Source organism: Arachnia propionica (assembly GCF_900637725.1).
Lineage (GTDB): Bacteria > Actinomycetota > Actinomycetes > Propionibacteriales > Propionibacteriaceae > Arachnia > Arachnia propionica.
Genome location: NZ_LR134406.1, coordinates 153213 through 173227, shown reverse-complemented (window position 1 = coordinate 173227; position 20015 = coordinate 153213). Strand labels below are relative to the sequence as shown.

The 20015-nt window shown below is 64.1% G+C and carries 13 protein-coding genes; 6 read left to right on the top strand and 7 right to left on the bottom strand.

The genetic code is table 11. The features are described 5' to 3' along the window. Positions 1-59 precede the first annotated feature (59 nt). Positions 60-1430: a CotH kinase family protein gene (locus EL272_RS00800; RefSeq protein WP_061787381.1), complete on the bottom strand. Its 1371-nt coding sequence runs from the start codon at positions 1428-1430 to the stop codon at positions 60-62. A 515-nt stretch (positions 1431-1945) separates the two neighbouring features. On the opposite strand from EL272_RS00800, the gene EL272_RS00795 reads away from it, so the two are divergent. From EL272_RS00795 to drmB, 5 genes are all read left to right on the top strand, one after another. After that, entirely contained in the window at positions 1946-3076 is a 1131-nt protein-coding gene (locus EL272_RS00795; protein ID WP_082793805.1) for a DNA cytosine methyltransferase, read from the top strand. A 224-nt stretch (positions 3077-3300) separates the two neighbouring features. Further along, the gene (locus EL272_RS15390) at positions 3301-4149 is read left to right on the top strand and encodes a hypothetical protein (RefSeq protein ID WP_197720281.1); all 849 of its coding nucleotides are present in this window, start codon (positions 3301-3303) and stop codon (positions 4147-4149) included. After that, positions 4146-5732 (top strand): hypothetical protein, encoded by a 1587-nt coding sequence (locus tag EL272_RS00785; protein ID WP_073969994.1) that lies wholly within the window; start codon positions 4146-4148, stop codon positions 5730-5732. The genes EL272_RS15390 and EL272_RS00785 overlap by 4 nt, the downstream gene beginning before the upstream one ends. 157 nt (positions 5733-5889) lie before the next feature. Continuing rightward, on the top strand, positions 5890-9390 hold the full coding sequence (locus EL272_RS00780; RefSeq protein WP_061787383.1) for a helicase-related protein: 3501 nt from the start codon (positions 5890-5892) through the stop codon (positions 9388-9390). 2 nt (positions 9391-9392) lie between these two features. Next, complete coding sequence (drmB, locus tag EL272_RS00775) at positions 9393-11291, top strand: DUF1998 domain-containing protein (protein WP_061787384.1); 1899 nt, start codon at positions 9393-9395, stop codon at positions 11289-11291. A gap of 2 nt (positions 11292-11293) precedes the next feature. Here the strand turns inward: drmB and EL272_RS00770 are convergent, their stop codons facing one another. From EL272_RS00770 to EL272_RS00750, 5 genes are all read right to left on the bottom strand, one after another. Further along, complete coding sequence (locus EL272_RS00770; RefSeq protein ID WP_255265822.1) at positions 11294-11731, bottom strand: very short patch repair endonuclease; 438 nt, start codon at positions 11729-11731, stop codon at positions 11294-11296. Positions 11732-12184: 453 nt separating this feature from the next. Continuing rightward, positions 12185-13486, bottom strand: a complete 1302-nt coding sequence (locus EL272_RS00765; protein WP_061787386.1) for an alpha-L-fucosidase — start codon at positions 13484-13486, stop codon at positions 12185-12187. Further along, positions 13476-14318, bottom strand: coding sequence for a carbohydrate ABC transporter permease (locus tag EL272_RS00760; protein ID WP_061787387.1), 843 nt, complete (start codon positions 14316-14318; stop codon positions 13476-13478). Before EL272_RS00760 ends, EL272_RS00765 begins: the two co-directional genes overlap by 11 nt. Continuing rightward, positions 14308-15237 carry a carbohydrate ABC transporter permease gene (locus EL272_RS00755; RefSeq protein ID WP_014845298.1) on the bottom strand — a complete coding sequence of 310 codons (930 nt, stop codon included), beginning with the start codon at positions 15235-15237 and terminating at the stop codon, positions 14308-14310. Before EL272_RS00755 ends, EL272_RS00760 begins: the two co-directional genes overlap by 11 nt. Positions 15238-15241: 4 nt before the next feature. After that, on the bottom strand, positions 15242-16468 hold the full coding sequence (locus EL272_RS00750; RefSeq protein ID WP_014845297.1) for an ABC transporter substrate-binding protein: 1227 nt from the start codon (positions 16466-16468) through the stop codon (positions 15242-15244). Between the two features lie 304 nt (positions 16469-16772). On the opposite strand from EL272_RS00750, the gene EL272_RS00745 reads away from it, so the two are divergent. After that, positions 16773-19370: a DUF2339 domain-containing protein gene (locus tag EL272_RS00745; protein ID WP_061787388.1), complete on the top strand. Its 2598-nt coding sequence runs from the start codon at positions 16773-16775 to the stop codon at positions 19368-19370. A 106-nt stretch (positions 19371-19476) separates the two neighbouring features. Here the strand turns inward: EL272_RS00745 and EL272_RS00740 are convergent, their stop codons facing one another. After that, positions 19477-19836: a hypothetical protein gene (locus EL272_RS00740; RefSeq protein WP_061787389.1), complete on the bottom strand. Its 360-nt coding sequence runs from the start codon at positions 19834-19836 to the stop codon at positions 19477-19479. Positions 19837-20015: the final 179 nt, after the last annotated feature.

Here is a 20015-nt window from a genome sequence, read left to right as displayed (position 1 = left end):
GCGCAAGCACGCGACCACAAGACAAGCGAACCCTGGGCGACGCCGGAGGACGGTGGCTTCTACTTGGTGAAGTAGGCCGCGATCGTTTGTTTGTCGGCCTCCACCGCGGACTGCTCGATCAGGGAACCGGCCTGGTCGGTGAGGACCTTGGCGCGGGCGTCGAGGATGGTCTGGGCCACACCGGAGGTGTAGAGCTCCTGCTTGAGGCGGTCGCGTTCCGCCGACACCTTGGTCTCGCCGTCCATGAGCGAGTTGAACCGGTCCACCAGGGCGTTCGCCTTCGTCTGGCTCCCGCCACCACCGGGCTGCTGGCCCCCGGCACCACCCGGTGGCTGGCTGGTTGGCGCCTGACCATTCGACGGCGCACCCCCGTCACCCGGTGGTTGGCCACCCCCAGGCTGCTGACCGCCGCCCGGAGGCTGTCCCTGGCCGCCCCCGCCGGGGGGTTGCCCGCCGCCCTGCCCCTGCTGCCCGGCCCCGGGTTTGAGGCCGAAGGCGCAGTTGTGGTCCCAAGCGACCACGGTCATCTGGTTGGCCTGCTCCGCCCACCACAGGAAGGAGTTGTTTCCGGGCCCGGTGATGTCGTCGAAGTTGTCTATGACGTCCTCGAAGGCCAGGTAGGTGACCATCTTGTCGACGTCGACCCGCTGCGCCAGCCCCGACTGGAAATCGGCGTCGCTGGATTCGTTGATGAACTGCAGGAACTCGATCAGCGGGGTGAGGTTCGCCTTCCCGGTTTCCTGGTCGAAGACGTCCTTGTAGGCCGACTCGTCGGTGCCGCGGTAGGTGTAGTCGCCGGTGGATTCCGCCTTGTACAGCAGCCCCGCGACGTCGAAGTTCTGCGCCACCCAGGATTCGTCGAGATCCTGGCAGGTCAGCCGCAGCACCGGATCGGAGCCGTTGACGCTGAGGCTGATGTGGGCGGCCTTCTCGCTGGCCAGCCCGGTTTTGGCGAGCAGGTCGAGGGCCACCGCCTCGTTCAGGGCGGAGGTCGACGAGCTGGCACGGATCACCATGCGGGTCATGCCGTCATGGTTCGCCCCGTCGACGAACTTGTCGAATCGCACCAGCCACGGGAGTTTCTGCGGTTCGCTGTCGGCGGAGATCCCCTGCAGGGACGAGTTTCCCTTCAGTTTCAGGCCGGCCTTCTCGTGCGCGACCCCGTCGACGGTGACCGTCGCCTCGATCCAGTTCTTGGTCTGGTTCGAGGTGTAGGCGGTGATCATTTCCTGATAGGAGCTCTGGTCGACGGTGATCTCCACCGAATGAAGCGAGTCCGGGTCGAGGTAATCGTCGGTCACCTTTCCCGCCTTTCCGCTGGAAACACCCGCCGACGTCTCCCCGAACGAGCCGCATCCGCTCAGGAACACCACCCCGACCGCACCCAGTCCCACCGCCGCGAACACGCCGCGACGAGAAATCCGTTTCATGAATCCTCCTGCTCCTGTCTGGGGATTCCATGAAGCCCGCCGGCCCTGAGTCGCGGCCCAGCCGACGCTGTGCCCCGGCTGTCAATCCGGAAGACCGAATCCGAGGAGGTGGGGCGTGACAGAATTGGGAGAACATCTCACGAAGGGGAGGACATGACCTCGGCCACGGACCCACACCCCGATCTGCTCGCCGAACCCAGCGCCCGGACGTTCCCGCTGGCACAGCTCGTCTCCCTGATACGCGAAGGCGTGGTGCGGATACCGCACTTCCAGCGTGGCCTGCGGTGGCGCACACCGGATGCGGTGGCGCTCATCGACAGCGTGCTGCACGAGATCTACGACCGCACGAACAACGCGGGCAAACGCCTCACCCGGGCTGCGGCCTTCCACGGAGGCCACCACTTCCGAGACCATCCAGGCCGATATCCGCGATCGCCCCAGACAGGGCCAGCTCGATCTGGACGTCATTCTGCCCGCCTTGGCCCGGGCATGTATCGGGACGCTAGAGTTGGCTCGTGAGAAACCGCGTCGTGTCTCCTGAGGAGCAGGAGACATTGAGTTCCCTCGTCCGGGATGCGCGTATCGCTGGTACAGGCACGGAGACTGAAAATGTCTTACCCAAGATCGTCAGTCTTTTCTCAGGGGCCGGGGGCTTGGACCTCGGCTTCAAGCGGGCCGGATTTCCGCTGGCTTTCGCGGTTGACTTGTCGCCCGCCGCCATCCAGACTCACCAGCGGAATTTCAAAGAAACCACGTCTGTTGCCGCCGATTTGGAGGATCTGGGACCTGATGGCGTTCTTGCGTACCTAGAGAACCTACTGGAGCCCGGCGAGTCTATCGGAGTGATTGGCGGGCCTCCGTGTCAAGGGTTCTCCCGCGCGAACACAGGGTCGGCCGCAAATGACCCGCGCAACCGGCTACCCATGCTCTACCTTCAGATCGTTGAGGCCATTAAGGACAGATACCGCGTTGAATTCGTTCTTTTTGAGAACGTCTTGGGCATTCGTGACACCAAGCATTCGGTGACATTCCGCGGCATCCTCTCCAAGTTCAGGGAGATCGGCCTCATCTCCGATGTGAGCGAGTATTCGGCTCTCGACTACGGAGTCGCCCAGACCCGGAATCGCGTCATCATCTCCGGCTTCCGAAGCAAGGAAGTAGCTCAGAAATTCAACCCGAAGAAAGTGGAGGCGAGTAGCCTCACGGTTCGCTCGGTGATCGGCGACCTTCCCGATCCAGCGTTCTTCGCTCGTGACCTTGAAAAGTCAGCCATACCTCACCACGAGAACCACTGGACGATGCGCCCGGTGTCAAAGCGCTTCTCCCAGCCCGGTGGCGTGGACCGCGCAGGTCGCAGTTTCCGTCGTCTGGAGTGGGACAAGCCGAGTCCTACCGTCGCCTACGGCCATCGAGAGATTCATGTGCATCCCGAGGGACACCGCCGTCTGAGTGTCTACGAAGCGATGCTCCTTCAGGGATTCCCGAAAGATTTCGTTCTAGAAGGAACCTTCTCATCCCAGGTCGAGCAGGTCTCCAACGCAGTCCCACCCCCGTTGGCCCAGTCGCTTGCTGCTGCAATCAAGAACGCCATGCGGCCGCCGGGCCGGCCTCCGGACCACATGAGGCGCCAAGCGCGTGAGAACTGATGAGTGCCTCGGCACCCCGCACGCCCCCGCCCGGCGATCAGTCGCGACAGGCCGCCTCTTTTTTGTCGGAGGCACTCGCTATTCTCAGCACTGCAGATAACAGGCTGTGCCGAGATATAGGGAAGGAGGCGCCTGCCATGGTTTCTCCTACCTGTAGGCGGGCTCGACTTGCGCTCTCGGAGTCCCCCGGCCAGCGCGGTCGCGCCAAGGATTGGATCGGCCCGATGGTGGCCTTGGGGTCTCGAGCCGCGCATCATCATCGAAAAGCCGGTGATCGGCAGTTGGTCATCGCCCTATCCGTACCGAAACGCGACTTCGCGGCAACTCTGATTGGTTGCGGATGGGTGCTCGCGAGTAAGGCGCCGATGCTGCCTGACCCTCTGTTCACGTTAAAGGGTATAAAACCGGGGCAGCCGCTCCGTGCTGTCAACAGCCGCCACGTGATCACGGAAACCTTCTCGTCCCTCAACGAAGCCACGGATCCGCCCCAGGTGCAGTTTGCGGGATCAACATGGCAGGTCGATGGCATACGAGCACTCGCTGCCCTGGCAGAGCTGGATACCCCGGAGAAGGAACTTCGTCCAGAACCGGGAAGCATCGAGCACATGGCCCACCTGGATCTCACTTGGGATGCCCGGCTTGCGCTTCCTGCCGCAGATCTCGCGGTCATCGGCACCTTGAAGTGGCTGGAGCAGGACCTCAACGCCTATCTGACCAAGGAAAACGACACACATCGGCCGAGCTCCATCAGGTCACTGCTCAAACCGAAGACGGACAAGGTGGCGACGTGGTTCACGCGCCTGTTCTCCTCAGCGCGGCTAGCCGATCAGCTGCCACTGCCGAAGGACCTGAACGCCGTGATCCTGGATGGCAACGGCGCAATCAGTTATCTCGGGGAGATCGAAACACCAGTTGCGATTTGCGTGCTCGATCGCTCAGTGGCGGACGAGACAGCAGCCGAGCTTGTGACCCAACTCAGAAACACGCACGGCGAGCCACTGTCGCTCTCGGATGATCTCGACTGGCGTCCACCGCAGGGCGTCGAAGCCCTTGCGTTCACGGTGGCGCTATGAACCGCATTGACGCGCTGAACCAGCGCTATGCCACTTCCGCCAGCCTCGTCCAAAATGGCGTCGAGCTCATCGCTGTCGGGGATCGTGCGGGTGCTCGTTTCAACTTGGCCGTGCGTAACCTGATCGCTGCAGTCCGCGCAGACGGACCAGGACCGTGGGACAACTTGGCCGGGGTGGCCAAGGCACTACGCTGGCACCTCATTACTCAACCACAGCCCGTGGTCCTCAACCCAGGCCTCGAAAAGCTGACCGCTGAAGTAACCCGGCAAACTCACCGCCTTCGAGGAGCACTCGCTGACCAAAACCTGTTGGCCGAGATTGCGGCATCAGCCACAGCCCTTGCCAGCCGAGACAGGGAATCGGTCGTAGGCATGGCGCTCCTGCAAACGTGCCTCGAAGCTGGGGCAGACACCTGCGTTGTCATCGCCGCCAGCAAACCTGCCCAACTCGGTCTCGCGCCGTGGCTTGGGAAACACGGCATTACTGTCATGACCGCTGGAGAGCTTGAGAGGGATCACCAAAGCCGCGAACAGGCATACGTCGTCGGACCGCCCCGCTTCTACCAGGCTTCCCTGACTACCGCCCCGGTGACCGAGGAGGTCAGCTTCGTGCTACCTGCGTGGTTTGGTGACCAGAACATCCCGTGCTCTGCCATTGCTTCGCATGCTGAGGGCGCGATCCGCATCCATGCACGGGTATTCACGATGGGTGATGCGCCCGAGCCGGAGCCGGGCGTGTTTGCCGAGGTTGAGGATGAGGAGGATGCCTACCTTCCCCAGCCGGTCTGGGGCAAGCAGAATTCCGAGGACCGAGAGCCGACAAGCGAAGAGGTGGGGGCCCGCAAGATCCTGCTCAGCGGCAATCTGGCGATGTGGCTCGACGACGGTGAGCGCATCCGATCCCTCGATCCGTGGCAGCCGTCCGGTGAACGAGTCACGTACACGGATGTGGCCGCCGTCCGTGAAGGCACCTATCTTCTCCTCCGGCAGGGCACAACTGAGCGGGGTGCGCTGCACCAAGCAGCACTTGCCGGGCTGGGGCCGCGAGCCAAAGCAGTCGCCAACACACAGGAAAAGTGGAAGCAGCTCCTGGCCCAGCGCCTCCAACAGCATGGCTACCGGCAGGTCGTAAAGGACCTGCGCGGTGCAGGCATCAAAACCGCGGACCGGGCAAAGGCTTGGACCGACCCGAACCTGGTCCGGCCCAAGAGCGATCGAGATTTCGAATTGCTTCTCAAGTGGCTGGGCATCACGATCCAGCCGACCTTTGGCTACGCGTCCCTGTTCCGCAAGATGCTCTACCAAGCGAGCGCGGAGATTGGGAGGCAACTCGAGGCAGCTGTTTCTGCTGCCGACCTTACGGAGTTGGAAAACACCGGGCACATCAGCTTGGATGTCCGCGCCGAAGGGCTCCGGGGCATTCTAGCGACCCGGGTCTTAGCCGTTTCGCCCTTTATGCAGATCATCTCCCGGCACGTTGCGCGAGTTCCCTACGAGGACCCGGATGGCCAATGGCTCGAATATTCCCTACCTACTGCCCTGACGACACCCCACCGGAAGAGAAAGCCGGTCACGCCATGTTAGGGACTCGAAACCTCTCCGTCGTAGTAACCGGCCTCAACGAAACCATGACGTCCGGGAATTTCAACTCGTTGTTCTACGCCAGGCTCACCCGCGCCACCAATCGTCTCGTCGCACTCACTGAAACCAGCACATTCCGTCACACCGCGGGAGGCACCACATGAGCGGACCCGAAGCCCGAGCCATTGTCGAAGCCGAACTCCGGCGTGAACTGTTCGGCCCTCTCGGCTCGGAGCAACCCACGGGAAAACCGGCCGACTGCTCGAGCGGCACGATCGTCTTTGCAACGGTTGAGGAAAGCCGGGGACAGTTTTATGACAGTACCACGATGCAGGAGATTCTGACCATAGGATCACCTCTCACGCGCTACGGCATCGGTGTTCTTCACGGTGGCGGCTCAAACGGTGGCACGACTATCGGGGAGTCAGACAACGAGGCTGTCGCCCTCACCGGAGTCCCCGGTGTCGCCCGTAACGAGGAGGATCCCGGCGGTCCGCCCATCGAAATCCAAGGCTCGCTGCGACAGGACGAGGCTGACCCAGACGACTTCGACCTGACTGATGCCAACAGTTTCAAACCCTCAGCGATGGCGATCTCTTTCCAAAGCCGCATCCTAACCAACTGCTCACTCACCATAATGGTGACCGGCGCCTACTACGAGAAGATCAGTGTTCACATCCCCGGGCTCTCGAAGCCCGTCGACTGGTGGCGTCGCCGCCCCTTCACTCTCACCGGATCGGTTCCCGGCAGCGTCCTTCTCTCGGAGACCAACCGGCTGAAGATCGTCGGCACTGCGTCCGAAGGCGACCCGCCAAGGATTGCGCCGACGACTCAGGTTTTTAGCCGTCCAGTGCCGGGAGTCGAGGACCCAGAACTGCGGTTGGTAACGGTAGCGGTAGTGAATCAAGTGATGGGCACCGGGCCAAGCAGCGCCTTGTTCCAGATGGGTTTCACCGTCAGTGCCGCAGACGGCCTGATCATCGAACCCTACCCAGAGGTCGAGCGGCCCGACCGTGACGACGAAGAGCAATCAATCGACCTGCTGTACCGCAACAAACGCACCTACGCCATCGGGCATGGCTGTGCCGCCGAGTGGGAAGGCGGCGCAGACGCCACGGTATCGCAGGTGCGTGCCGTGGCTTTGCCGGGCTACGAAGTCGTCAGCCTGACCCCGAACATCTATCTGACTGACGACGACGGTAACTACCTCCTTGATCAGGAAGGGCAGCGCCAGGCGGTCACGGTCAGCATGAAGGAACTGGCCGGCGGAACGGCCGGAGGGCGGGCACAAGTTGAGACTGTGCTGCGCCTTTACGGGAAGTGGATCGACGCACGGAAGGCTGAGATCAACGACCTGCCTGAACGTTTCCGTAAAGCTGCTCGGCGGCATATGGCATTGGCCGAGACTGCCCTTGCCCGCATGAAAATGGGGTGGCATCTGGTCTGCTCGGATCAGACAGCCCAACAAGCGTTCCGATGGGCCAACGAGGCCATGGTCTACCAGCAGGTGCGCTCCAACTTCCCGCTGCGTGAAGTCGAACGCCGCAAGGATGGCGTACTGCGCGTCAAAGATCCCCATCCGGTACCGGTCATCCCACAGGGCAGGGGCACGTGGCGGCCGTTCCAGATTGCCTTCATCCTCGCCAGTCTGCCCGAATTGGTTTACCCTTCCCGGAAGACCCGCTCGCTGGTCGACCTCATCTTCTTCCCAACTGGTGGCGGTAAGACCGAAGCATACCTAGGGGCTTGTGCGATCAGCCTACTGGCTCGCCGCCTGCGCAACCCCGATGACGCCGGTACCGACACCCTGATGCGCTACACGCTGAGACTCCTGACTGCCCAGCAGTTCCTACGTGCCGCCTCGCTCGTCTGTGTACTGGAAGCCATCCGTGCCGATCACCCCGATGCGCTGGGAACCTCACCTTTCAGCATCGGGATCTGGCTCGGAGGATCGTCGACTCCAAACACATGGAAACAGGCTGTCGAGGGACTCAAAAGACTCCAAAACAACCCTCAGCAACAGAATCTTTTCCTTTTACTGCGTTGTCCGTGGTGTGGGGCCGAGATGGGACCCAAACCCAGGGGCAAGAGTAATAAGAGCAAGCAGGATACCCTCGGCTATGAGAGAGTCGGCAGCCGGGTCCTGCTGTACTGCATAGATTCACAATGCCGTTATTCGCGACGCGCAGGTTTGCCGGTACATGTGGTTGACGAGGACATCTACGAGGTGCGTCCCTCGATCGTGATCGGCACCGTTGACAAGTTCGCCATGATGACTTGGCGTCCTCAAGCCCGGAAACTGTTCGGCTTCGACGAGCAGGGTGAACGCGTTGTTTCGCCACCCGGCCTGATCATCCAAGACGAGCTGCACCTCATCTCCGGACCGCTCGGTTCGATGGCCGGTTTGTACGAATCTGTCATTGATGAGTTGTGTACCGACCGGCGAGGCGAGGAAGCGATCCCGCCGAAGATCATCGCATCCACGGCCACTATCCGCCGGTACGAGGACCAGATCAAGGGGCTATTCGGCCGGGAAGATGTCGCACTGTTCCCACCACACGGCTTGGAGGAGGGTCACTCATTCTTCGCTGAACCTGCCCGGCTGGCTGATGGATCGTTCGAGCCTGGGCGCCGCTACATCGGGGTCATGAGTGCCTCGCTCGGCTCGATGCAGACCATCCAGACCCGGGTGGCCGCAGCGACCCTGCAGGCAGTGACCAAAGTGCCTGAGGTGGACCGCGACGGTTACTGGACGAACCTGAACTTCCTCAATTCCCTGCGCGAGCTCGGCAACACGGTCTCGCTGCTGCAGTCCGACGTTCCTGACTACCTGACCGGACTAGTGCGCCGCGACGGCATCAATCCCCGGTGGCCAAGCCACACGATGGAACTCACCTCCCGGCGTCGCTCTGATGAGATCCCGAAGGCGATCGAGCAGCTTCAAATCCGCTACACCCCTGGGCAGAAGCGCCAAGACGCCATCGATATCTGCCTTGCCTCAAACATCATTGAAGTCGGGGTTGACATCAACCGCCTCGGCTTGATGACCATCGTCGGGCAGCCCAAAACCACTGCGCAGTACATCCAGGTATCCGGCCGTGTTGGCCGTCGCGCCGACGTCAGCCCCGGCCTGGTGATCACCATCTACGGTGCGGCGAAACCCCGTGACCGGAGCCACTACGAGCGATTCCTGACCTATCACCAGCAGCTCTACGCTCAAGTCGAACCCACCTCGGTGACACCATTCGCCAGCCCCGTACTCCGGCGAGCACTGCACGCCGCCATCGTGGCTTACGTCCGGCAGACCGCTCCGGAAGATCTCCCGCCGTACCCGTTCCCCTCAGCCGAGTACGACAAAGCGATCAAGTTGTTACGTGAACGTGCTCTCATCACTGACCCCGGCGAAGTGAGGGCGCTGGAACGGATGGCCTACAAACGCGCCCGGCAATGGGAAGGCTGGGAACGCACCAGCTGGGAAGCGAATCCCGCCCCGTGGGGTGACCCCAAGCAGGGTCTGATGCGCTTCGCGGGGACGCTGCCCGACCTCGATAGCAAAGCCACGATCTGGGACGTACCAACGAGCATGCGGAACGTCGATGCCGAGTGCCGACTGGAGATCTCGCTTGCTTACGCCCAAGCCGATGCTGATGTGGAGGATTAACTATGAGCACCGGAGCAATGAGACGGGCCCAGCTCGTCGCCCCATTCGGCGTAGGCGCGATGAGCGTCCTCGTCAATGGCACATCAGTGATCACAGCGGGGCTGGATCACTGGTACGAGCCTGATGACACCGGCAGTCTCGCCTTGGAGGAGTACCAGGAACACGACTGGCGGCTGGAAGCCCGCTTGCAGGTCTCGGAATTCCGGCTGCCGCCGGACTACCGTTACCAAGGGCAGGGCAATGACAACCGCAACGTCAAACTCACCGTGCCTGTGCTGCGTTTCCCACGTTGGTGTTTCTGCATGTTTTGTAAGCGCCTTGAACTATCCACGCTTACCATGCGGCAGTCCGTGTTCTGCGAGGACAAGAAACACGCCAGCTGGAAATACAAACCCCGCATGTCGCAGGTGCCATTCATCGCCATCTGCTCTGCCGGGCACCTCGACGATTTCCCCTTCGACAAGTGGGTCCACCGCACCCACCAGCCTTCCTGCAGGGGAACGTTGCGCCTGAAATCCGTTGGTGGCGATGGCCTCGAAGGCCAGCGAGTCGTGTGCGACGGCTGTCAGCAAGAACGAACCCTCCGTGGCATTACTGAGGCGCGCCTTGTGAACGGAGAGGAACACACCAACCTCAGCGACCAGCTTTCCTCACCCGACGACCCCTACCTCTGCACCGGCGCCCGCCCTTGGCTTGCCGAACTCGAAGGAGCCTGCGGACAACCTATACGCGGCGCCCTACGCTCTGCAGGCAATGTCTACTTCCCAAAGGTCGAGTCCTCGATCTACCTGCCCTGGAAAGAGGGTGCGGTCAGTGCCGAAATGCGCAACCCAGCGGTCAGCAGCACGATGCGCACGTTGCACGGCATCCTCGGCGCGGAGCTCGAAGCTGGGATGCTGCGTAACCAGCTTCTCAAGAACACGCCCCCGGAGCTCTTCGGCCCAATTTCAGACGACGAGCTTATCGCGGGCTACCATGACCTCCTCGGCGGCAGGGAAGAAAAACCGGGCTCGGGTGAGGATCCTGATGCTGAACTTCTCACCGAAAACGACGAATGGCGCTATCCGGAGTTCCAACACATCCGTGAAACCCCGGAAGACGACTATCTGACTGCAACCAACCCCGGCATCCACCTTGATCTCAAATCCCACTTGGAGCGAGTACGCTCGGTCGATGTGCTCCGCGAGACCAGAGCACTGCGAGGCTTCACCCGAGTCCGGGACGATGTGCTGAAGCTCAGCGCAGGCAAGGCCTTGCTGCGCCGGGAACCGCTGCCGTCCGGTCGAGATTGGCTACCAGCATACGTCGTGAAAGGTGAGGGTATCTATTTCGAGCTCAATCCGGCGCGGCTGGCAGCTTGGGAAGGCCGCGCAGAGGTCCAAGCGCGAGCTCAGAGAATCACCAGCCACTACGAACGGGTCGCCTCCCAGCGTGGCATCCAAGACCGTACGCTCACCCCGCGCTTCGTGCTGCTGCACACACTGGGGCACCTACTTATCAATGAGCTGGTATTCGCATGCGGATACAGTTCCGCTTCGCTCCGCGAGCGGCTTTACGTCTCGACCGCTGCCGGACGTGAGATGGCAGGACTCCTCATCTACACTGCCGCAGGCGACTCCGAGGGCACGATGGGAGGCCTTGTACGCATGGCCCGGCCTGACAACCTACGTTCAGTATTCGCGTCTGCCATTTCCGATGCTCGTTGGTGCTCTACGGACCCCGTCTGCATGGACGCGGGCGAGAAGGGGCAAGGGCCGGACTCCTGCAACCTGGCTGCCTGTCATGGCTGCGCGCTGCTGCCGGAGACCAGCTGCGAAGAATTCAATCGTTTCCTCGACCGCGGGCTGGTAGTCGGGACATTCACCGATCCGGCGCTGGGATACTTTTCAACGTTTGCTTAGGACTAAGACCGGAGAGCCAAGACCGTCTGCCGGATCCCGGCAACAATGTCTTTGACGTCCTCGTGTTCCCAGTAGCGCAAAACGTGCCAGCCGGCTTGTTCGAGCCTCGCGTTCGTGTCGGCATCGCGTGCCACATTGGCTGCGATTTTCGCGGACCAATACTCGGCGTTGTGGTTGAAGGCCGACCGGCCGTGCTCCGGGCACCCGTGCCAGAAGCAGCCGTCGATGAACACCGCTACTCGCACCCGGGTGAAGACAATGTCTGCTCGTCGGCGAAGACCCGGTTCAGGTGCGATGGCTACTCGGTACCGGAGGCCAAGCCTGTGGAGCGCGCGGCGGACGTCGAGTTCGGGTTTGGTGTCCTGCGAGCGATTCGCCTGCATGTTGCGCCGTCGCGCGGGACTTGACGCCCATGAGTTCGCTACCAAACGTGTCGACACAAGACCTACGATACAGAGTGGTACACCGTCGGCAGTGATCGGTTTCGCAGACTCGGCTCATGTACTCAACGGCCTCAGCTTCAGCGCCGACAAACCTTCCGGCCGCACTCTCCATAGAGCAGCTGTACTGGTCTGCGTGGGATTAATGGCCGGGACATCCGGTGCATGCTCGAAGCAGAAAATTACAGCGGTGACTCGCTCGCTGTTGGCGGAGTGGGGTTTGAGGTAACGAGTCCTCCGATGGTCCAGCAGCGCTCGGACGTTGGTCACGGGAGCGTTGCATCACACCGGCCGACGACCCCGCGCCCCCGGTTCGCTTGTCTTCCGGTCGTCTGCTTGCGCTGCAGCGCAAGCAGACGACCGGAAGACAAGCGTTTCCGTCGGGAAGGCAGGCGTACGACCGGAGGGCAGGCGTTTCCGACGAGACAGAGCCGGGTGTGCCCCGGCCCCGGTTCAGGTCAGTTCCACGACCGCCGGGCCTGGGCGGTCCTCGGCACAGGTCAGGGTCCCGTCCTCGAGGGATGCCCACTCCGGGGTCAGTAGCCTCCCTGCCGGGATGGCGACGGGGACATCGGCGTCGATGAACAGCAGGCGGGAGTCCCCGGCGCGACCCAGCCGCGTCCAGGCGCCCTCGACCTCCAGTTCGCCATCGGCGACGAGGTCGGGCAGCCACCTGCCCGCGACCCGCATCCAGCGCCCGATGCCGCGGAGGATCTCCGACTGCCATCCGGGTAGCGTCCCGTCGGCCTTCGGACCCACGCCCAGCAGCATCCGGCCGCCCCGCCACACGATGTCGACGAGGTGTTTCATCAGCTCCAGCGGGGGCATGGCGTGTTCGGGACCCTCGACGGAGTTGTACCCGAAGGACAGCCCCACCCCTCGGCAGTGCTCCCACACCGCGGCGTTCTCGCACTGCTGGAGGTGTTTGTACTCGCTGGTGGCGTAGTCCTGGTGGGGCACCTGCCAGCGGTCGTTGACCAGGCCCTCCGGATTGGCGGCGTAGTACTCCTCGAAGACGGTTCCGACGCCGTCGGGTCCGAAGTCCTTGCCGGCGTCCGGCCAGTTGATGTCGTTCCACAGCACGTCGGGGTTGTAGCGGGCGATGAGGTCCCGCAGGTGCCCGGCGGCGTAGGAGGCGTAGCCCTGGTCGAGGGGACGTTCGGTCAGGTCCCAGTCGTCGCGCAGCCCGATCGGTTCCGTCGGTGCGGCGTGCCAGTCCAGGCCACCCGAGTAGTAGGCGCCGAAACGCATCCCGGCGCGCCGCGCGGCGTCGGCCCACTCCCCCACCAGGTCGCGCCCGGGTCCGCGGCGCACGGTGTTGCGGTCCCCAGTTCCGGGCGCGTCCCACAGGCACACGCCGTCGTGGTGTTTCGTGGTGACCATCACGTAAGCTCCCCCGGCCGCCACCAGTTCGGCGACGGCCGCGTCGGCGTCGAACCTCTCGGCCCGCCAGGCGTCGAGGAAGTCGTCGTAGTCGCAGCCGCCGTGCACCTCGGCGTGGTGCCGCTGCGCGGGGCTGCCCTCCAACCGGATGGTGTTGTGATACCACTCGGCGTAGGGGTTGTGCCGGAACCATTCGGTCGGCGGGATCTCGCCGAGTTCCGCGACGGGCTCCCCCCACGCGGGCACCGAGTACGGCCCCCAGTGGATGAAGAATCCGAGCTTGGCGCGCCGGAACCACTCCGGGGTGGGGCGCGCGAGCGCCTTCCAGCGTTCGGCGTCGCGTTCGAATCGTGCCTCCAGGTCAGCGGCCACCGAATCCTCCTATGTTAAGTCCCTTCGCCAGTTGTTTCTGCATCGCCACCACGATCACGAGGCTGGCGAGCACCGCTATCGTGGACGCCGCCATCAGCGGCCCCCAGTCCGTGCCGCGTTCACCCGTGAACATGGACAGGCCGAGCTGCAGCGGGGCCTTGTCCGTGCTGTTGATGATGATCAGCGGCCACAGGAAGGCGTTCCAGTAGTCGATGAAGGCGAACGCCGCCACCACCGCGATGGGGCCGCGCAGCAGCGGGATGATCACGTGGAACAAGATTTTCACCTGGCCCGCGCCGTCGATCCGGGCTGCCTCCTCGTAGTCGCCGGGAAGCGACAGCAGGAACTGCCGCAGCATGAAGGTGCCGAAGGCCCCGAAGGCGAAGGGCAGGACGATCGCCGGGTAGGAGTCGACGAGCCCGAAGGCGTCGGCCCCCAGGAACAGGGGAATGACGAGCACCTCGATGGGCAGCACCAGGGTGGCGATGAACACCGAGAACAGGGCGGAGCGCCCGGGGAACTCCAGGCGCGCGAAGGCGTAGGCGTTCAGCACGGAGACCACCACGGTTATGAGGGTCCCGACGAGCGCGTAGGCGAAGGTGTTGACCAGGATCTGCCCGAACGGGATGGAGCTGAAGGCCTCCGCGAAGTTGTCCCAGCGCACCGCGTCGCCGAGCAGGGCGGCCCCGGTGGACAGCACCTGGTTGCTCGGTTTCAGCGCGGAGAAGAGCATCCACACGAAGGGTGAGACGAACGCCACGGCCACGACCACCAGCAGCATCTTCGAGACGATCTTCCCCCAGCGGCGGGGGCGGTTCTTCTCAGGAGTCATAGTTCACCCACTTCTTCTGGCCGACGAACTGCAGCGCCGTGACCAGCATCACCAGCACGAACAGCACCCACGCCAGCGAGGACGCCAGGCCGAGTTTGTCGTAGGAGAAGGCGCTGCGGTACAGGTACAGCACCAGGGTGTTGGTGGATTCACCCGGCCCGCCCTTGGTGAGCATGAACGGCTGGGTGAACACCTTGAAGGCCCCGATCACCGTCATCACGGAGGCGAAGAACAGCGACGGCGAGAGCATCGGGAAGGTGACCCGCCAGAACCGGCTCCACGCGGTGGTGCCGTCGATCTTGGAGGCCTCCATGATCGCGGGGTTGATGTTGTTCAGGCCCGCGGCCAGCACGACGATGTTGTAGCCGACCGCCTGCCACAGCGACATCATGATCAGCGAGACCATCGCCCAGGTCGGGTGGCCCAGCCAGGAGGGGCCCGTGATGCCGATGGCCGCCAGAATCCCGTTGATCACGCCCTGGTCGTCGAGCATGACCCGCCAGATGAGGGCGTTGGCCACCATGGGGGTGACGACGGGGATGAAGAACAGCACCCGGAAGAACGGGGCCCAGTCGGGCAGTGAGTGCAGCCAGACCGCGATGCCCGTCGAGACCACGAGGTTCACGGCGGTGTAGCCGATCGCGAACACCAGGGTGTTGCCCAGCACCGTGTAGAACGCCGGGTCCTCCCCGGAGAGCAGTCGCGCGTAGTTCTCCGCGCCGACGAACTTGGGGTCCCCGTAGAGGGGCCAGTTGTGGAGGCTGATCGCGATGGAGGCGATCAGCGGGATCACGATGAAGATCAGGAAGCCGCTCATGCCCGGAGCGAGGTGGAAGAAGGCCAGCAACCGCTGGTTGACGCCGGGTTTGCGGGCCTTCCTCACCTTGCTTCGGGGCGACGGCTTGGCCGTCGTCGTCATGGGATCAGTTCACCGACTTCTCGATGGTTCCCAGGATGTCCTCGGCGGTGCGGGTGCCGCGGGCACCCTCCGGGGAGTACTGGGTGAACTGGGTCACCACCTGGTTCCAGGTGGAAGTGGTCACCAGCGGCTGCCCGTCCGCGAGGAGCGTCTTCATGACCTCGGCGTCCTGGGCGGGTTTGCCCTCGGCCCAACCCGACAGCGCGGAGTCGATGGAGGGGACGGTGCCGCGGTTCTTGCCGACGTAGGCCACGACCTCGGGGGTGGTCATCTTCATGATGTTCTGGAAGGCGGCCTTCTTGTCAGCGCATTTCGCGGAGATGCCGAAACCGGAGCCCTGGATCATGCCGACGGGTTTGCCGCTCTTCGAGGGGATGACGGCCACCCCGACCTCGTTCTCCATTCCCTCGCGGATCGTCGAGTAGAACCACGGGCCCTCGATCACCATGGCCACCTTCTTGGCCTGGAAGCCCTGCATGGGCACGTCGGTGGTGTCGGCGGGGTTGGGGGCGGCGGCGACGTTCTCCTTGCCGACCAGGTCGAAGGTCTGCTGGATGTCAGCGACGAAACCCGGGTCGGTGATGTTCAGCTTGCCGTCCTTGACGGGCACGTTGCCGTTGGCGAAGGCGAACGGCAGGTAGGGGTAGCTGATGTCGGGGGCGACGGCGAAGCCCTGCACGCCGTCCTTGGTCAGCGCCTTGGCGTCGGAGAGGAACTGCTCGTAGGTGTAGTCGGTGCCCGGTTCCTTCAGCCCGGCCTGGGCGAACATGGTCTTGTTGTAGAACAGCACCATCGGTTCGGCGTCGTAGGGGATGGCGCGGACCTTCCCGTCGACCGTCATGCCCTGCATCATGGCCTGGTTGTACTTGGTCAGGTCGAGGCCGGCCTCCTTGGCGAGGTCGTCGAGTGGGGTGAGGAGTTCACCGAGTTCCTGGGCGCGGGCAGCTTGCGTCGTGACGATGCAGGGCGCGTCGGCCGACGACATGCGGGTCTTGATCTTGGTCCAGTAGTCCTGGAAGCTGGGCCCCTCGATGTCGAGCTTGAAGTTGGGGTCGGTTTCCTGGACGCCCTTGACGAAGGTGTCCCACTGGGCGCGGTCGGATTCGTTGGACACCCAGGTGTACATCTTGCTCGCCTGGGCGCTCTTGTCCTTGGAGCCTCCTGAGCAGGCCCCGAGCCCGAGGGCCAGGGTGGCACACAGCAGCGCGGCTGCTGCACGGCGGTACTTCATACGAACTCCCTTGTCGTAATCGGTCGGTCTCCGGAACGGTGGGGCTGCTGCGTCTCGTCCGAGTGCCCGAAGTTAGCGTTAACATCGGAGATTGTAGGCGAGGATCGAGAGTTTGTCACGACTTTTCCAGAGAGAAATGTCAACGCTGCCATCCCGGGGGAGGGATGCGCCGGAGAGCCACGGGAACCGCCGCGGCCCAAGAGCCCGCCGCAGGCCGCCCGGGAGTTTTCCCGATCCCTCCCCCAGCGCACCCGGTTCCCTCTAATCTGGAATCTCCGCGAAGAACGTCCGGAAAGGCTCCACGATGGAGATGAGCGAACAGCCGGAGGGCACCGGCCCGAAACAACCCGAGAAACCGAGCCTGCGCGACGTGGTCAGGGCCATTGACGGCCTGACCCTCAGGATGGACGTGATCATTTCCTACCTGGACAAGCGGGACACCCTCCCCGAGGCCTCGCGGCAACGGAGCAACACCTCCCGGGAGCAGCAGAAACCGGCCGCCCCGCCACCGCCGCCACCGATACCGCCCCACCGCCCCACCGCGACCGGTCCGACCCCGCTGCAGGTATCGATACCCGCCCCCACCCGGTCGATCCCCATGCCACCACCGGCCCCGATGCCCGCTCCCCCAATGCCGGCACCCCCGCCTCCCCGGCTGCCCGCGACGATTCCGGTTCCCGTCCCCCCTCAGCCGGTGGCGCAGAACGCGGACGCCAAGGCAGCATCGCCCGGGAACCCGGACGAGGTGCCCCTCGGCGACCCGCCCCACTCCCCGAAACCCAAACCCTCGCCCCTGACCTCGATCAGAAACCGCGCGGGCGAGGCCGCCCTGGGCAAGTACCTGCTGTCAGCCGCGGCAGCGGTGCTGGTCTTCCTGGCCGCGGCCAGTCTCATCGCGCTGCTGTGGAGCTCGATACCTGACATCGTCAAGGTCGGGGCCGTCGGCGTGACGGGCGTTACGCTGACCGTCGTCGGGATGGGCATGATCTCCAGGGCCACGACGAACCGGCTACCGGCCGCCACACTCACCGGCATCGGCGGCGGGCTGGGGTTCGTTTCCCTGGTGGGCGCGGTCCTGCTGGGATTGTTGCCCCCGCTGCCCGCCTTCCTAACGCTCACCGGTTGGACGATCATCCTGATCCTGGTCGCCGCGCGCACCCACCTGCCCTACATCACGATCATCACCGCGCTGGGCGGGTTGTCGACCATCGGGCTGGCCGCGGCGCAGTCCCACGTCCATCCCGAGCAGTCCTTCCTGGGCCTGACGATGGTGGTGGGTTATGTGGCGGCCATCACCCTGACCACCGCCATGACCGCGCGGAAAGCGGTCGAGCAGTCCCGCTTCAGGCCCCTGTACCTGCTGTCGGCCAGCGCGATCGGGCTTCCCGCGCTGTTCATGGCACCCGTCGAGAAGGCACGGGAGATCACCGAGACCGGCACCCTCGTGGCCATGCTGGCCCTCGTGGCGCTCCTGTTCGCCCAGCTCATCCTGGTCGTGAAGACAGGCGAGGTGCCGGAGGGCGAGATCCCGGAAACCGCACCGGAGCCGTCCCCCGGGACCCCGGCAAACCCATGGGCGCTGGCCTGGCTGGCCGCCCCGCTGTTGACAGCCATCTCGACGCTGCGTCTTACGCCGGCACCGCCTCCGCGGGTCACACCTGACTGGTTCCAGCAGCAGGACTTCACCCTGCTGGCCGTGACGCACCTGATCGTCCTTGCCTTGACGGTGGTGCCGCTGGCCTTCAAGAAGGTCGCCGCGAAGGCCGGGCCGTGGGCGGGCCACTGCCTGTTCGTCAGCGCCTTCGTGACGGTGGGCGTTCTGCTGCCCCAGCTGAGGAACGAATCCCTGGTCCTGGGTGCGCTCGTCGCCGTCCTGGCCCTGACGGCACTCCCCGCGGTGCTGGCCGGCAATGCGATCCACGTGATCACCGTGCCGGCCGCGGTAGTGTTCCTGACTTGGTCCGGACACGACCCGAGCATCGACCTGGCCCTGGTGCGGCTTGGCATCCTAGCGGTGGCCGTGGCGGTCGCGCTGGCCATCGAGAAACGTCTCCCGGACAGGCCGGAACACCTCGTGACCGTCTGGCTGGTGGTGTTCCTGCTGGTGCTGCGGCTGCCCTCGGCCGTCGAGGAGCTGTTGTGGAGGCTGGGCATCGGCCCGGCCTGGGGCATCACGATCTGGGGAATCCTCACGTTGAGCGTGATCGTGGCGCTGATCGCGCTGGGGCTCAGCAGCGGGCACACGACGACTCTGCCCCTGCTCTCCGGCAAGCTGTTCGGGCAGCGGGCACACCTGGTCGACGAACCCACGGCCGGCACGGTGTCCTTGACCCCGTCGTCGCCGGTACCAATGATCCTGAACCTCGGCGCGGCCGGTCTGCTGCAGTACGTGGTCTACGCCGCCACCGGCTGGTCACTGGTGCCGTGGCTGCCCGTGACCCACCCGACTTGGGCCTTCCTGACCCACGAGCTGGTGCTGATCCCCTTCGTGCTCGCGGTGGGCTGCGCGGTGGTGTGGATGATGTGGCCGATGGCGCGGCACCCGTGGCACGGCGTAACCACCGGCATCACCTTCACCCTCTCCCTGCTCGGGATGAACACCCTCCTGACGGCGACGAACGTAGACTCCGCGACGAGCAGCGCCACCCTCATCATCGCCGGCGCCCTCAGCATCGTCGCGGGTTTCCGCGCCCACGCCACGGCCATGCGCCTGTACGGGCTGGTGCTGGTGATGCTGATGGTGCTCAAACTCGCGGTGATCGACATGTCCGGGCAGAACTCCATCACCCGCATCCTGTCGCTGCTGGTGGCGGGTGCAATCTGCTTCGCCCTGTCCGTGGCCTACAGCCGGCTGAGCGCCCACCTGAGCAGCACATCGGAGAAACCGGAGGATTCCGACTAGCCGTGCCCAGGATTTGCGCGGTTGTGCAGCACTCAAACCCGATTTCCCGCCGAAAACGGGGTTTTCGGCGGTTGAGTGCTGCGCAACCGGGATTGTCCTGGCGTGATCACCACACGTCGATGGACCACGGGTAGACCGGGATGCCCTCCTCCGTGGCCATGCCATCCAGCCGGCAGGGCACGACGCTGCTGCCCCGGTACTCGGGGGTGCAGGAGTAGCCGTCGGCCCTGTGTTCATTGACGAGTTGTTCGACCCGCTCGTCGTGGAGGTCCTTGCGTTCGACGACGGAGGCGGGCACGAAGACCCGGTTCATGGGCATCTCCTGCCCGCCGAAACGGAGCGGAACCAGATACAGCGGCGTTAGTTTCCCCTCGGCGGCCAGGGCCTCGGCCTTCAAGACGGAGTCGACCGCCGTGAAGTCGAGCCCCTTGGCCCACCTCTTGCCCAGCCATTCGAGAAATCCCATCATCACCTCCGTCTGCGCGCGCCCCGTGCTCCCCGTCCGCGCGCCATGGACCAGTTCCCCTTCAACCACAGTAACCAGTCGACGGCTCCAGCACCCCGAAACGTGCCCCGGGTCGTCCGAAAGGCCGACAGGCAAGCCGTCACGACCCCGGTTCCCCGCCTGCCGGAAGTGAATTTCTT